This is a genomic window from Solwaraspora sp. WMMA2059, from assembly GCF_027497315.1.
In the GTDB taxonomy this organism is placed as follows: domain Bacteria; phylum Actinomycetota; class Actinomycetes; order Mycobacteriales; family Micromonosporaceae; genus Micromonospora_E.
On the sequence record NZ_CP114908.1, the window covers coordinates 547,951 to 562,426 of the forward strand.

Here is a 14,476-nt window from a genome sequence, read left to right on the forward strand (position 1 = left end):
CCTGTCATGTCCGGGAGTCTACGTCGCCAGCAGGTTCACGATCTTGGCCGTCGGCTGATCGGACGAGCAGACTTAACGGCGCTGTTGGCCTACCGTTACATCATGTTGGCCCCGGTGACCCACCGTGCCTGACGTGCGAGCAGTGCACTTCACCGACACGTACCTGCCCCGCCGCGACGGGGTGGTCACCTCATTGCGGACTCTCGCGGCGGCGTCGGCCGCCGCCGGGTATCCCGGCCTGATCGTGGTGCCCCGGCATCCGGACCAGCCGGCCGAGGCGGACGTGCTGCGGCTACGTGCGCTGCCCTGCGGAGTCGCCGACCTGCGGTTGTCGCCGTGGCTGCTGCGCGGCGCCGCCGCCACCGGCACCATCGCCGAGATCGCCGCCCACGCCCCGGACGTGGTGCATGTGCACACCCCCGGGCCGGTCGGGCTGCTCGGCGTCCTCACCGCCCGCCGGCTCGGTCTGCCGCTGGTCCAGACCTACCACACCGACCTGCACGCGTACGCCGACGCGTACCGGGTGCCGGCCCGCGCGCTCAGCGCCGGCGTCCGGCTGTACGCCCGCCGGCTCGGCGTGCCCCGCCCGGCGGCGGCACCGGCCGGCCACGCCCGCGACCATCGGCCGATGGCCAGCGGCGCGGTCGCCCGTCGCCGGGCCGCCATGGACGCCACCAACACCCTGCTGCTCGGCGGGGCCGACGCGGTGGTGGTGCCTACCCGGGCGGTGCTGGACCGAATCCACCTGCCGGTGCCCGCCGACCGGGTGCACCTGGTGCCGACCGGGGTCGCGGCCCGCCGCACCACCGCCGACGAGATCAACGCCTTCCGGTACGGCCATGGCATCACGCCCAGTGACCGGGTGGTCCTCTATGTGGGTCGGATCAACCGGGAGAAGGGCATCGACCTGCTGATCGCCGCGTTCGAGCGGGTGCTGGCCGGCTGCCCGGCCGCCCGGCTGGTGCTGGTCGGTGCCCTGTACGAGCCGCGCTGGCTGGCCGGGCTGCTGCGCGCCATCGACCCTCGGGTGGCCGCCCGGATCACCCTCACCGGCCAGCAAGGTCCGGAGGTGGTGGCTGCGGCGTACGGGGCCGCCGAGGTGTTCGCGTTCGCCTCGCAGACCGACACCCAGGCGCTGGTCCTGCAGGAAGCCGGCCTGGCCGGGGCTCCGGTGGTGCTGGTCGACCGGGCGCTGCACGCGCACGGCGCGCTTGCCGGTGCCGCGCTGCGCACCGAGCCGCAGCCGGGTGCGCTGGCCGGCGGGGTGCTGCGGCTGCTGCTCGACCCGGACACGGCCCGCCGGCAGGCGGCCACGGCGGCGGCCCGCTGCGCCGAACACACTCCGGCCCGCTACGCCGAAGCGATCCGTGAGGTGTATGCGTCGGCCGCCGGGCTGGCGAGTAGGTTCAACGACCGTGGACGTACTCGTCGTTGATCACCCTCTCGCCCAGTCCCGGCTGACCGCGATGCGCGACGCCCGGACCGACTCGGCGGCGTTCCGCGCCGCGCTGCACGAACTCACCACCATGCTGGTGTACGAGGCGGCCCGATCCTTCCCGGTGGAGTCCTTCCCGGTGACCACCCCGGTGGCACCGACCGACGGGACCCGGCTGGCCAACCCGCCGCTGCTGGTGCCGGTGCTGCGCGCCGGGCTCGGGATGGCCGACTCGGCGTTGGCGCTGCTGCCGGAGTCGTCGATGGGCTTCGTCGGGCTGGCCCGCGACGAGGAGACCTACGAGCCCCGGGCCTATCTGGAGTCGCTGCCGGTCGACCTGACCGGCATCCCGGTGCTGGTGCTCGACCCGATGCTGGCCACCGGCGGTTCGCTGGAGCACTGCTGCCGGCTGCTCGCCGAGCGGGGTGCCACCGAGATCACCGTACTGTGCGTGCTCGCCGCGCCGGCCGGGATCGACCGGCTGGACCGCTCCGGCCTGCCGTTGCGGCTGGTGACCGCGTCGATCGACGAACGGCTCAACGAGAAGATGTTCATCGTGCCAGGGCTCGGCGACGCCGGTGACCGCCAGTTCGGCGGGATGCCGCGCTTCTGACCGGCCTTGACCAGTTCGGTTCAGCCGGCGGTGGTCCAGCTCCAGCCGGTCGCGACGCCGTCGGTGAACGGCATCACGCCGTGGAAGACGGTCGGCTGCTCGGCGAAGACCAGCGGCAGGAAGTGCCGGTCGCTGGGCCACATCGGCACCCGGCCGGCGAGGACGTCGGCCAGGTCGGTCCAGATCAGGGTGCCTTCCGGGCAGTCCGGCCGGGGTTCGCCGGACCAGGTCGGCACCCGGAACAGGAAGCCGAACCAGTTTTCGCTGTGCCGGCCGAAGCCCGGCCAGGAGATGGTCCCGGCCAGCTCGACCCGTCCGCACTCCAACCCGGACTCCTCCCGGATCTCCCGGCGCATGCCGGCGATGACGTCCTCGCCCGGCTCCAGCTTGCCGCCCAGCCCGTTGTAGTAGCCGTAGTGGATGTCGTCCGGCCGGGTGTCGCGGCGCAGCATCAGCACCTGACGTCCGTCGGGGGAGAGTACGTAGCCGAGGGTCGCGATGATCGCCTGCACCTGGTCACCATAGGTACCCGGTGGCCGGTCAGCCGCAGCGGTGTCCCACCAGCACCTCGGTGGCAGGCACCGGGTCGGCCGCCGACAGCGGGTCCGGCTGTGCGGGGTACCCGGTGTCGCGGTGGCGGGTCTGCTGCTGCGGCGCGGCGGCCAGCCGTAGCTGCGGACCGACCGGGAACCGGCCGACCGGCGGGCGCAGCAGGCGCTGCGCCAGCTCGGTCGCGGTGAACGGGGCGCGGGCCGCCGCGGTCTCCGCGTCGACCTCGTACGGTGACCGGGTCGGGAAGTAGCGGCTGAGGAACTCGACCCGCAGCCGGCGGGCGACGGAGTCGACCGCGTTGGTGAGTTCGGTGTCCAGCCCGAAGGCGTCGGCGTCGCGCCGGTCGAGCAGGCGGTGCAGCCGCAGCGCGGCGTCGGGGGTGGCCGGGTCGACGCGGTGCCGGCGCAGTGACCCGGGGACCGCGGTGCCCCGCAGGTACGACCAGTGCGGGTGCAGCGAGCGGATCAGTGACACGTCGTCCGGATGCCGGATCTGGTGACCGCGAATCCGGGCGACCACCTCGGGAATGCTGGTGCAGATCTCGGCCAGTGTGGAGCGGCGCACCGGCAACGGTACGCCGACCTGGGCGCCCGGGTCGACGAGCCGGTCGAACTGGTCGGCGAAGACGCGCCGCGCGGCGGCCACCGCCGGGGTGTCTCCCGAGCCGGCCCGACGCCCGGCCCGGCCCGGCCCGGGCGGCGGGCCGAGCAGCACCTTCGGGATCCCGTTGGGCTCGAAGAACGTGGTCCGGTCGACGGGCCGGCCGAGAAAGACGTTGCCGGGCAGGTAGAGGAACCGTTCCGCCAGGCCGTCGATTTCGTGCACTGCGGATTCGACGGCGTACGGGTTGAAGGTGGGCAGCACGGCGTAACCACCGAGCAGGTCGCGGTGGTCGACGACAGTCAGTTGTGGATCGTTTACGTCGAGCCAGCCCGGCACCTGGTCTGCGGTGATCAGGAAGATCCGCCGGATCCAGGGCGCGTGCAGGTGCACCGAGCGGAGCAGGTGGCGCAGTTCCTCGGTGCCGTCCCAGCCGATCCATTCGTCGCCGGCGTGGCCCGCCGGGCCGGCACCGCCGGCACCGTCGCGGTGGCGGTGCCGGTCGGCGCGCCGGGCGGCCGGCACCGGACCGGCGGTGCGGGCCATGGCCCGCTGCCGGCGGGACCGCCACCGCGGGTCGGTCGGGTCGGTCCAGCAGCAGACCAGGTCGACCGGGAAGTCGGGCCAGGTCGCCGGACGACGGGTGAACGGGGTACGGGTCACATGCCGGGCGATCCGGTCCTCCGGCGCGAAGCAGCAGGCCTCGGCCTCGGTCAGCCGTACCGGGGCCGACCGGGCCGGGACCACGGCGGTGACGTCGTTACTGCGGGGCGCGTGCAGGCGGTCGCCGTCGACGGTCCAGAACTCGATCTCGCAGGCGGCCTGCCCGCCGTACGTCAGCTGACCGTTGACGCCGGTCACCGGCTGGAAGACCCGGATCACCGGGGTCCGGCGCAGCCGCCAGTCGGGCCGGGCCGGCAGTCGCCGGTACCGGTGTCCGGCACGTGCCACGGCCAGGCCGTCGAGGCGGCCGAGGGCCCGCAGTGCGGCGGTACGCTCGCCGGCCGGCACCCCGACCCGGCTGCTGAACCCGGACGCGGTCGGGATGACGAAGTGGTCCACCCCGGCCCGGGCCAGTGCGTCGGTGACGAGGTGCAGGTTGCGCCGGTGGGCGTTGAGCGGGCTGATCGTGTCGTCGTCGACGACGACGGCCATGACGGGGCGTCCGTCCAGTACGGACCATCGCCGGGGGAGACCGGCGGCGGTCGGGCGGGCCGGCCGCAGACGTCGGCCCAGCCAGCATCGGGCGGCCTGGCCGGGCCGACGGGTCAGGCGGAACAGGGCAGTCTGCCGGTGGAAGGGGAGCAGCGTGTACCGCCGGTGCGTCGCGGCGGTCAGGTAGGCGAAGCAGCGGCTAGCTAGCATAACCAGCTAAACGATCAGCAATATGAATTGGTCGCGCCTAACGGGTGAAACGGGCATCATCCGATGTTTAGGGCGGCCGATGTCTCTGCCCGCAGCTGTGCCAACGCCCGATCGGCCCGTTCGCGGGCCGCAGCCGGATCGCTGCCCGGCACCGGCTGGACCACCTCCAGGTACGCCTTCAGCTTCGGCTCCGTCCCGGAAGGACGGACCACGACACGGGCAGTGCCGGTACGCAGGATCACCACGTCGGCGTCGGGCAGCAGATCCTGCGTCGCGGTGACCGGCTCGCCGAGCAGCGTCGTCGGCAGGTTCGCCCGCAGGTACGCCATCGCGGTGGCGATCTCACTCAGCTCGTCGACCCGCACGGCGAGCTGGTCGGTCTGGTACACCCCGAACTCGCAGGCCAGTTCGTCGAGCCGGTCAGCCAGGCCCCGACCGGTTGCCTTGAGCTCGGCGGCCAACTCGGCGAGCAGCAGCGCGGCGGTGATGCCGTCCTTGTCGCGTACCCGGTCGGGTGCCACGCAGTAGCCGAGCGCCTCCTCGTAGCCGTAGACCAGCGGCACCTCGGCCCCGTCAGTGGTGTCACTGCCGGCCCGGACGATCCACTTGAAGCCGGTGAGGGTCTCGGCGTACGGCTCGCCGCGCGCCGCGCACAGCACGCCGAGCAGCGACGACGAGACGATGGTGGTGGCGTAGCGGCCGTGCCGGCCGCGCCGGATCAGCTGATCGGCGAGCAGCACCCCCAGCTCGTCGCCGCGCAGCATCCGCCACCCGTCGCCGCCGCGTGGCACCGCGACCGCGCACCGGTCGGCGTCCGGGTCGTTGGCGATCGCCAGGTCGGCTCCGTGTGCCCGGGCCAGCGCGACGACCCGGTCCATCGCGCCGGGCTCCTCCGGATTGGGAAACGCCACGGTGGGGAACTGCGGATCCGGCTCGGCCTGCTCGGCGACGACCAGCGGTGCCGGGAATCCGGCACCGACGAACGCCTCCCGCAGCACCGCCCCACCGACGCCGTGCAGCGGCGTGTACGCCACGGTCAGCGCCCGGGGGGTCGCCCGGTCCACCACCGCCACGGCGGTCCGCAGGTAGCCGGCGACGATCTCGTCGTCCAGCGTCATGCCGGGGCCGCCGAGCGGCACGTCGACCAGCTTTCCGACCGCCCGGATCGCCGCCTCGATCTGTTGGTCGGCCGGCGGGGCGATCTGCGCGCCCGCACCGGCCGGTCCGCCGAGCTGAGCGCCGAGATAGACCTTGTAGCCGTTGTCCTGCGGCGGGTTGTGGCTGGCGGTGACCATCACTGCCGCCACCGCGTCGAGGGCGCGGACCGCGTACGCCAGCACCGGGGTGGGCAGCGGGCGGGGCAGCAGGTAGGCGTCCCGCCCGGCACCGGTGACCACTTCGGCGGTGCGCACCGCGAAGGCCCGTGACCCGTGCCGGGCGTCGTAGCCGATCACCACCGGTCCGGAGCCGCCCTGCTCGGCCAACCAGCTCACCAGCCCGGCGGCGGCCCTGGTGACGACCTGCAGGTTCATGCCGTTCGGGCCGGCCCGCAGCGGACCGCGCAGCCCGGCGGTGCCGAACGTCAACGGCCCGGCGAACCGGTCGGCCAGCTCGGCGGCGCTGCCCGGCAGCTGGTCCAGCAGGGTCAGCAGTTCGGCGCGGGCGGCCGGGTCCGGCTCGTCGCCGAGCCAGGCCACCACCCGGGTACGCAGAGTCTGGAGACCTGGACCGTCGTAGTCGGATGAGCTGCCGTCAATTGGCGAGGTTGCGGGCTGTGACATGAACCACTTCCGAGTTAGTGTATCCGTCTTGACACTTTGAGTAGTTGTTTTCAATGTTACATATTAATGGTAGTCAATCTTTTGGCGTGCTGTCCTGTTGTCTTGATGGCACTTCCTCGCCTGGTGTCGCCAGCGGGATCATCTTAGTAGGGAGTTTTGTCATGTCTCGAAGAGTTGCAGGTTTCAGGGCTTCCCGGATGCTGGGATATGCGGGATCGATCGCGGGGCTTGCCTCAGTAGGCCTTCTTCTCGCATCAGTCCTAGCTGTTCCTGCCTCTGCTGGGCAGGGTGCTGAGGTGGGGAAGCGTTCCTCCTCAACTTCTGCGGCATTGGCTACTTCCTGCGACACTACGAGTGAAACGCTGAATGGGGTTCCGTTCTATGCGAGTTGGTGTTGGATGACCGTGTCGGGCGACTATGGGTTCCAGCGTGCCCTTGCGAACTGCCGCTACCCAGGTGGCGGTGGTATCCCGGCATACAACTACCAAGATCAGGGGCAGGTCGTCTTTGACAGTTCGACCTCGTCGCCGACGTCAAGCGCCTTCTGTTCGCAGAACTCTGGAGACTACCTGGTGAGTGGTCAGGTGGAGATCTTGTAGATTGCGCTGCCCGAGGACCGGTACGCCCTGGGGAAGGGGTGCCGGTCCTCGGGCAGGAGGTCCATACTTAGCTGCTCGTCAGAGAGAAAGTTCGTACCATTTCGTCGAAGATCGGCTTACTTTCCTCGAATCGGGCGTCTGGGGTGGTCAGGAAGAACGAGTACGCCTTTCCGTTGGCGACCACGGCGTGCCAGATGCCGTGTCGTTGTTCCTGTCCTTCGCCGCAGGTGTACTCCAGTTCAGCTGATGGCTGGTCTGCGATCTTGGACTCATCCAGTCTGATCTCCTGATACGGCTCATCGCAACTGCCGCGATTTTTCGACAACCGGTCGCCTGCGGCTCTGAGGAAAGACAGCGGCTGAGTGGAGGAACCTGCGTTCTCGACAAGGAGTCGAACGCGACGCCCACTTTCCTCTGGGTCGGTGTAATCGACCCAGACCCCAGCTTCTGTCCTGGCCCAGCCGTCGGGTACCTCAACCGAAATGCCGCGCTCAACGTAGGTCTGCGTCTCGAATGATGGGCCTGGCGGTTCAGTGCTGACAGGCGCAACGATAGACGGGGTCTGCGACGCGTCGTCGTCGCCACTAAACAGCGTCACGGACAGCAGCAGGATCAGCAGCGTGGCACCGGCCGCCGCGCCGATCTGCACCTTCCGGTCCCAGCTCTTCACCTTCTCGACGGCGCTGCCGGTGCCCTGCCGGAGCCCGGCGATCGCCTTGTCCAGCATCGCCCCGGCGGTGGCGGCACCTCCCGGTGCCGGCCGACCGGCCGCCGGTTGATCCCAGCCCGGCTGCCCGTCGCTCCAGCTCGGCGCCGGCATCGCCCCGGTCGGGCTGAGCAGCGCACCGCCCTGGCCGCCCTGCTGGCCGTGGCCGCTCTGCTGGCCGTGGCCGCTCTGCGGGCCGTGGCCGTGCCGAACCGGCTGCTGCCCACGCGGACCGGGTACGCCGGCCTGGCTGATCGGCATCGCGGCGGTCGCTCCGGCCGCCGGCGAGGTCGGGTTTGCGTTGTCCAGCCCGGCGGCGGACCACTGCGCCGCGCTCGGCATCTGCCGGCCGGCCTTGCGCAGCTCGGCGAGGCGGTCGGTGAGCGACTCGTCCGGGCCGATCATCGCCCGGCCACCGATCTTGCCACTCGGCTGGGGCTGCGCCGGTGGCGCCGGTCGGGCCTGCTGCTGCCAACTGGGCGGTCGCTGCACCGAGACCACCGCGTACGGGTCGGTGACCAGGTTGGCCGGGGCCTTGCTGGCCAGCGGCCCGGCGAGCAGTTCGCGCAGCATGCTCCGGGCGGTCGGTACGTCGAAGCGTCGCGCCGGGTCCTTCTCCAGCAGGCCGAAGAGCACCTCGGTGAGCGGGCCGGAGCGCACCGGGGCGGCGGGCGGGTCCTCGACGACGGCGTGCATGGTCTCGATCGGGTCGCCCTTGTCGAAGGGCGGGCGCCCCTCGACGGCGGTGTAGAGCGTGACGCCGAGGGAGAACAGATCACTCGGCGGCCCGAAGTCCTGGCCCATGGCCCGCTCCGGGGAGATGAAGTGCGGCGAGCCGAGCACCATCCCGGGCGTGGTGAGCTGGACGTCGGTGGGCATCCGCGCGACACCGAAGTCGGTGAGTACGCAGCGACCGTCGGTGCAGATCAGCACGTTGGCCGGCTTGACGTCGCGGTGCAGGACGCCGATGGCGTGGGCGACCTCCAACGCGCCGAGCAGCGCGATGCCGATCTTGGCGACCGCGCGCTGGGCGACCGGGCCATCCTCGATGACCATGTCGGCGAGGCTGCGGGCGTCCAGCAGCTCCATCACGATCCACGGGCGGCCACCCTCGGTGACCACGTCGTAGACCTGGACCACGGCCGGGTGCTGCAGTGCGGCCGCCGCGCGGGCCTCCCGCAGGGTGCGTTCGTACATCGCGTCGCGGTCGCTGGGGGCCAGCCCCGGGGGGAGGACGACCTCCTTGACCGCCACGTCGCGTCGGAGCAGGGTGTCGGTGGCGCGCCAGACGGTGCCCATGCCACCGTGCCCGACCGCGGCACGCAGCGAGTACCGGCCACCGATGGTGGCGCCGGGTGCCGCTCGTGCGCTGGTAGAGCTGACTGGTCCGCCACTCCACGTCGGAATCTGAGTCACAGGAAATGCCGCCGAGAGAAATTGAGGGGCCGGGGAACCAACCCCTCTATCTTGCTGGGTCGCTCGGCGGAACGAAAGCTACGCGCCGAGGTTGGTGAGAAGTCCACTCTGTGTCGTTGTGTGGTAGCCCAATGTACACCGGATCGGACTCTAGGTGCGCAACCCGTCACGGTGTCGTTATCAGATGGCACGCCCGGACTGGGGGGTGTCGCGACAGTCAGATATCTGTCAGTTTTCGGTCGAACCGGCAGCCGGGTCGCTACGTGGCTCGTTACTCGGCGTAGGAGGTGTGGGACCCATGGCTGCCTACGATGGTGACATTCGGGGCGGACCGCAGCGGTCCGATCGCCTCTACCAGGCATTCCATGACAATACGCGATGCGGCCACTACCCGAATGACGTTGCGCAGCGTTACCGTCCCCGGTCTAGGCTGTCGGAGTCCCATCCCATCCACAGTGATCGAGAATCTGACGTGACGAGTGCGTTGACGTTGCCCACCGGCAGCGAGATGGCGTCGTCCTGGCCCGATCCACTGCCAGGTGCCCAACCCCTGCCGGCCGGGCTGGACCAGTTGCTCGATGCCCGCGGGCGGCAGTTGACCGCGATCCGGCGGCACCTGCACGCCCACCCGGAGCTGTCCGGCCACGAGTTCGAGACGGCCGCGTTCATCGCCAACCAGCTCACCAGGATGGGGCTCACCGCCCGGCTGCTGCCCAAGGGCAACGGCGTCATCTGCGACATCGACGCCGGCCCCGCTGACGGCCCGGTGGTCGCGCTGCGCGCCGACATCGACGCGCTGCCGCTGGCCGACGTCAAGGACGTGCCGTACCGGTCGACCGTGCCGGGCGTCTGCCACGCCTGCGGGCACGACGTGCACACGACCGTGCTGCTCGGCGTGGCGATGCTGCTCGCGCAGCTCGCCGACCGGGGCGAACTGCGCCAGCGGGTCCGGCTGATCTTCCAACCGGCGGAGGAGATCCTGCCCTGCGGCTCGCTGGAGGTCGTCGCGGCGGGCGGGCTCGAGGACGTCACCCAGATCTTCGCGCTGCACTGCGACCCGAACCTGCCGGTCGGCCGGGTCGGGCTGCGGGTCGGCCCGATCACCGCAGCGGCGGACAACATCAGCGTGCGGCTGTCCGGTCCGGGCGGTCACACCGCCCGCCCGCACCTGACCGTCGACCTGGTCAACGCCCTGGGCCGGCTGGTCACCGAGGTGCCCGCGCTGGTCAACCGGCGGGTGCCGGCCAACGCCGGCCTGCTGCTGGTCTTCGGTCAGGCGTCCGCCGGCACCCAGTACAACGTGATCCCCAACGAGGCCAGCGCCGCCGGCACCTTGCGGGTGCTGGACCGGCCGACCTGGGACGCCGCACCGGACATCGTCACCCAGATCATCCGGGAAGTGGTCGCCCCGACCGGCGCGACGGTCGACATCGAGTATCTGCGTGGTCGACCACCGGTGATCAACGATGCCGCCGCGATCGGCGCGCTCACCGCCGCCACCGCAGCGGCCCTCGGCCCCGCCGCCGTCGCAGACACCCCGCAGAGCATGGGTGGCGAGGACTTCTCCTGGTACCTGGAGTACGTGCCGGGTGCCCTGGCCCGGCTCGGAGTCGGCCGCGCCGAGGCCGGCAGCGACCTGCACCGCGCCTCGTTCGACGTGGACGAGCGGGCGATCGCCGTCGGCGTCCGCCTGCTCGTCCACACCGTGCTGCAGCTGGCCGCGGCCGACTGACCGGCGGATCAGCCGGCCGTCGCGTCGCCGGCGACCCGGTCGTCGTCCGTGCGGTCACCTTCCGTACCGTCGTGGTCACCTCGCGGTGCCGGCACCGGTGCGCCGCCGGCGGGTGCGGTGGCGGCCGGAACCGGCCGGGACCGGCCCCGCGACGTCCGCACCAGCCAGAACACCCCCAACGCGGGTACGCCGAGTGCGATCAGCCACGGCAGCAGCGCGCCGACCACGGTGACCAGCACCTGCATCGACCCGACGAACGCCCGCCAACCGGCCCCCAACCCGGCCAGGAAACCCAGCTCCGACTCGTCGTCGACCGGTGGCGTCGCGTCCGGGCCGATCAGCTCGACGGTGATCCGCGACAGCGTCACCAGGTCGTCCAGGCCACGTTTGCGGGCCTCCAACGACGCCAGGTCCGCCTCCCGCTTGGCCAGCTCCGACTCCAGCATCACCAGATCGGCCAGGGTCTCCGCCTCGGCCAGCAGCGCCCGGCCGCTGCGCACCCGGGCCTGCTGGGTGGTGATCCGGGCGTCCAGGTCCAGCACCTCCTCGGTGACGTCCTGGGTGGTCAACTCCCGGCTGACCTCCTCGCCGAGGCGGGACAGCCGGTCGACGACCTGGTCGAACTGCTCCGCCGGCACCCGCAGCTCCAGCGTGGCCCGGCCGTACGACTCGTACTCGGAGCGTTGGTCTCGCCCGACGAACCCGCCGACCGAGGTCGCGATCGTCGCCGCCTCGCCGGCCTTCGCCGGCACATCGGTCACCCGTACGGTGATCGACCCGGAGTAGATGATCGACCGGTTGCCCACCGCCAGGTCGACCGGTGAGGTCCCGTCCGGCCGGTCGGCCTGGCCGCCCCGCTCAGCGCCGCCGGCCGAGTCCGCACCGGCCGCCTCCTCGCCGCCCGCGTCGTCCCCGCCGGTCAGTCCGCCGTCGCCAGGCGCGCCACCCGCCGGGGCCGGTTCGGCCCGCTGCGGCATGTCGGCGGAGCTGCTGACACCGGAGTCCTCCGATCCTGAGCAGCCGGTCAGGATCAGCAGGGCGAGCAGGGCCGCCGTGCCGGTCGCCGCGCCGCGCCGGCCACCGGTGCGCCACCGGCCTCGTCTTGCGTTCTTCACAGTCAAGGGGTGCTCCTCGGAATCGTCATACGGGTTCGCCAGGTGTCGTTCAGACGCGCGGCGCGAGCCGGCCGGTTCCGGCAGACTGCGAGGCGGCAGATCACGATTCGGCTCACAGGGGGTCACGGTGCGACTGATGAAGTTCGGGCATTCCTGCGTACGGGTGGAACACGACGGCGCGGTGCTGGTGATCGACCCGGGCGCGTTCAGCGAGCCGGCCGCGCTCGACGGCGTCGACGCGGTCCTCGTCACCCACGAGCACTTCGACCACCTCGACGTCGGCCAGCTGACCGACGCGCTCGCTCGACGACCCTCGGTGACCATCCACACTCATCCATCGGTGGTGTCCAAGCTGGACGGGCTCGGCGAGGTGGCGACCGCGGTCGAGTCCGGGGAGCGCTTCGAGGCCGCCGGTATCCCGGTCCGGGCGTACGGGGGATGGCACGCTGAGATCCACCCCGACCTGCCCCGGGTGCCCAACCTCGGCTTCCTGATCGCCGACTCGGTCTACCATCCGGGTGACTCGTTCGACGTGCCGACCGACGCCGAGGTGGACACCCTGTTCGTGCCGGTCTCCGCGCCCTGGCTGAAGCTCTCCGAGGCGGTCGAGTTCGTCCGCGCAGTGGCCCCGCGCCGGGCGCTCGCCCTGCACGACGGGCTGCTCAACGACGCCGGGCACAAGGTCACCGACAGCAACATGACCAAGCTGGCCGGCTGCGACTACGCCCGGCTGCCGGCCGGCACCCCGGCCCGCTGAGCCGGGCCGCCGTGACCGGCAGCGTAGTACCCGCCGAGGTGGTGCGACGGCTGTACGCCGTACCGCCGGCGCGGTTCGTCGCGGCCCGTACCGAGGCCGTCTCGGCCGCCCGGGGCAGCGAACCGGACACCGCCCGGGCCATCGGCAAGCTCCGCAAACCGACAGTGGCCGCCTGGCTGGTCAACCTGCTCGCGCTGCGCCGCGCCGACCTGCTCGACGGCCTGGTGGAGCTCTCCGGTCAGTTGCGCGCCGCCCAGCGGGACCTGCGGGGTCCCGCCCTGCGCGAGCTGTCGACCCGGCGGCGGGCGCTGGTCGACGGGCTGGTGGCCGAGTGCCGGGAGCTGGCCGTCGCCGAGGACCCGGCGCTGGCGTCGACGAAGCTGCCGTTGGGCGAGGTCGAGGCGACCCTGTCCGCTGCCCTCGCCGACGAGGAGATCGCCGCCCAGGTGCGATCCGGCCGGCTGGTCCGTGCGGTCGACTACGCCGGTTTCGGCGAGGTCCCGCGGCCCCGGTTGCGGCTGGTCGGCCCGGACGACGGGGTGGCCGCCGCCGATGAGCCGACCCGAGTGGCCGAGCCCGCTCGGGCGGCGGACAAGGCCGCTCGGGCGGCGGACAAGGCCGCTCGGGCGGCGGACAAGGCTGCTCGCGCGCGGGCCGCCCGCCGGCAGCGGTTGGTCGACGAGCTGGACAAAGCCGAGGCCGGCCAGCGGGCCGCCCGCACCGAACTCGACCGGGCCGTCGCCGCCGAGCAGGACGCGGCCGACGCCGTCGCCGAGGCGCAGCGTCAACTGGCCGAATGGGAACGGCGACGCTCAGCAGCCGAGCGGGAGCATGCCCGTCGTAAGGTGGCGCGCAAGACTGCGGAACGGGCAGCCGTCGCCGCCCGACGGTACGCCGGCGACGTGGCAGCCGCGCTGGAGGACCTGCCCGGGCCGCAGACCGACCGCTGACGGAAAGTCGGTGGCGGTGACCGGCCGGGCGGGTGGGCGAAAGGCGATGACGCGGTGATTCCCGATCAGGCGGCCGGCGCGTGCCGGCGCAGCCTGCACGAGTTGAGTACGGCGTACCAGGAGTGTCCGCGCACGTTGAGCCGGGCGCGCCAACTGGGGCTCAGCGGCTGGGCGTTCCACATCGCCGGCCGGGCCGGGGTGCTCGGCGGCGTACCGGCCGAAACGGTCGCGGCCGCGCTCGGGTTCATCGCCGCCGACGCGGTGGCCGACGGCTGGCAGGCTGCCAGCGCGGTGACCGACCCGACCGGGGTGGCGGCGGTGAGCATGGCCGAATGCTGCCGGTGGGGTGTCGAGCAGCTCGGCGACTGTCCGCAGGTGGACCGGCTGGTCGAGCTGGCCGAGGCGGTGGTGGGGGCGGCGGACGCGACCGCGATGCCGCTGTTCGCCGCCTGGCGGGCGATGCCCCGGCCGGACGACGCGGCCGGGGCGCGGGCCGCCGTCGCGGTACGACTGCTCGGCGAGCACCGCTCCGGGGCACACCTGATGGCGGTACGGGTGGCCGGGCTGACGCCGGTGGAGGCGCTGATGGGCGGCCCGGACGGGACGAAGGCCGCGGTCGCGGCCGGGTGGTCGCCGCCGTGGCCGCCGGTCGGCCCGCTGATCCGCCGCCGGTTGTGGGCGGACCGGGTTACCAACCGGATCACCGGTCAGGCGTTCGCCGCGCTGCGTGCCGAGCAGCGGCGGGAACTCGTCGAGTTGCTGCACGCTGCGCTGTCCCACGTACGGCCGGCGACCGGTCGGCCGGCCGACTGACGAGCGTACGGCCGGCGTCCTGCTGCTCGGCCGGCGGTAGGC

11 protein-coding genes are annotated in these 14,476 nt (G+C 72.2%); 6 read left to right on the top strand and 5 right to left on the bottom strand.

Features of this window, described 5'->3' with window-relative positions; genetic code table 11:
* Positions 1-133: 133 nt before the first annotated feature.
* Entirely contained in the window at positions 134-1,435 is a 1,302-nt protein-coding gene (locus tag O7553_RS02590) for a glycosyltransferase (RefSeq protein ID WP_281553293.1), read from the top strand.
* Positions 1,416-2,048: a uracil phosphoribosyltransferase gene (gene upp / locus O7553_RS02595; RefSeq protein WP_281553294.1), complete on the top strand. Its 633-nt coding sequence runs from the start codon at positions 1,416-1,418 to the stop codon at positions 2,046-2,048. The genes O7553_RS02590 and upp overlap by 20 nt, the downstream gene beginning before the upstream one ends.
* 20 nt (positions 2,049-2,068) lie before the next feature.
* Here the strand turns inward: upp and O7553_RS02600 are convergent, their stop codons facing one another.
* The 4 genes from O7553_RS02600 to O7553_RS02615 form a co-directional block, all read right to left on the bottom strand.
* Positions 2,069-2,560 (bottom strand): 8-oxo-dGTP diphosphatase, encoded by a 492-nt coding sequence (locus O7553_RS02600; RefSeq protein ID WP_281553295.1) that lies wholly within the window; start codon positions 2,558-2,560, stop codon positions 2,069-2,071.
* A gap of 28 nt (positions 2,561-2,588) precedes the next feature.
* Positions 2,589-4,565 (bottom strand): hypothetical protein, encoded by a 1,977-nt coding sequence (locus tag O7553_RS02605; RefSeq protein WP_281553296.1) that lies wholly within the window; start codon positions 4,563-4,565, stop codon positions 2,589-2,591.
* A 56-nt stretch (positions 4,566-4,621) separates the two neighbouring features.
* On the bottom strand, positions 4,622-6,346 hold the full coding sequence (locus O7553_RS02610; protein WP_281553297.1) for a phospho-sugar mutase: 1,725 nt from the start codon (positions 6,344-6,346) through the stop codon (positions 4,622-4,624).
* Between the two features lie 666 nt (positions 6,347-7,012).
* Entirely contained in the window at positions 7,013-9,067 is a 2,055-nt protein-coding gene (locus tag O7553_RS02615; RefSeq protein WP_281553298.1) for a serine/threonine-protein kinase, read from the bottom strand.
* Positions 9,068-9,539: 472 nt separating this feature from the next.
* On the opposite strand from O7553_RS02615, the gene O7553_RS02620 reads away from it, so the two are divergent.
* Positions 9,540-10,799, top strand: a complete 1,260-nt coding sequence (locus tag O7553_RS02620; RefSeq protein ID WP_281553299.1) for an amidohydrolase — start codon at positions 9,540-9,542, stop codon at positions 10,797-10,799.
* Between the two features lie 8 nt (positions 10,800-10,807).
* On the opposite strand, the gene O7553_RS02625 is transcribed toward O7553_RS02620, so the two are convergent.
* Positions 10,808-11,914 (bottom strand): DUF4349 domain-containing protein, encoded by a 1,107-nt coding sequence (locus O7553_RS02625; RefSeq protein ID WP_281553300.1) that lies wholly within the window; start codon positions 11,912-11,914, stop codon positions 10,808-10,810.
* Positions 11,915-12,041: 127 nt separating this feature from the next.
* Between O7553_RS02625 and O7553_RS02630 the strand changes: the two genes are divergently transcribed.
* The 3 genes from O7553_RS02630 to O7553_RS02640 are packed head-to-tail and all read left to right on the top strand — an operon-like array spanning position 12,042 to position 14,434.
* Entirely contained in the window at positions 12,042-12,671 is a 630-nt protein-coding gene (locus tag O7553_RS02630) for an MBL fold metallo-hydrolase (RefSeq protein WP_281553301.1), read from the top strand.
* A gap of 11 nt (positions 12,672-12,682) precedes the next feature.
* Positions 12,683-13,621, top strand: coding sequence for a hypothetical protein (locus O7553_RS02635; RefSeq protein ID WP_281553302.1), 939 nt, complete (start codon positions 12,683-12,685; stop codon positions 13,619-13,621).
* Positions 13,622-13,675: 54 nt separating this feature from the next.
* Complete coding sequence (locus O7553_RS02640; protein WP_281553303.1) at positions 13,676-14,434, top strand: hypothetical protein; 759 nt, start codon at positions 13,676-13,678, stop codon at positions 14,432-14,434.
* The last annotated feature ends 42 nt before the right edge of the window (positions 14,435-14,476 follow it).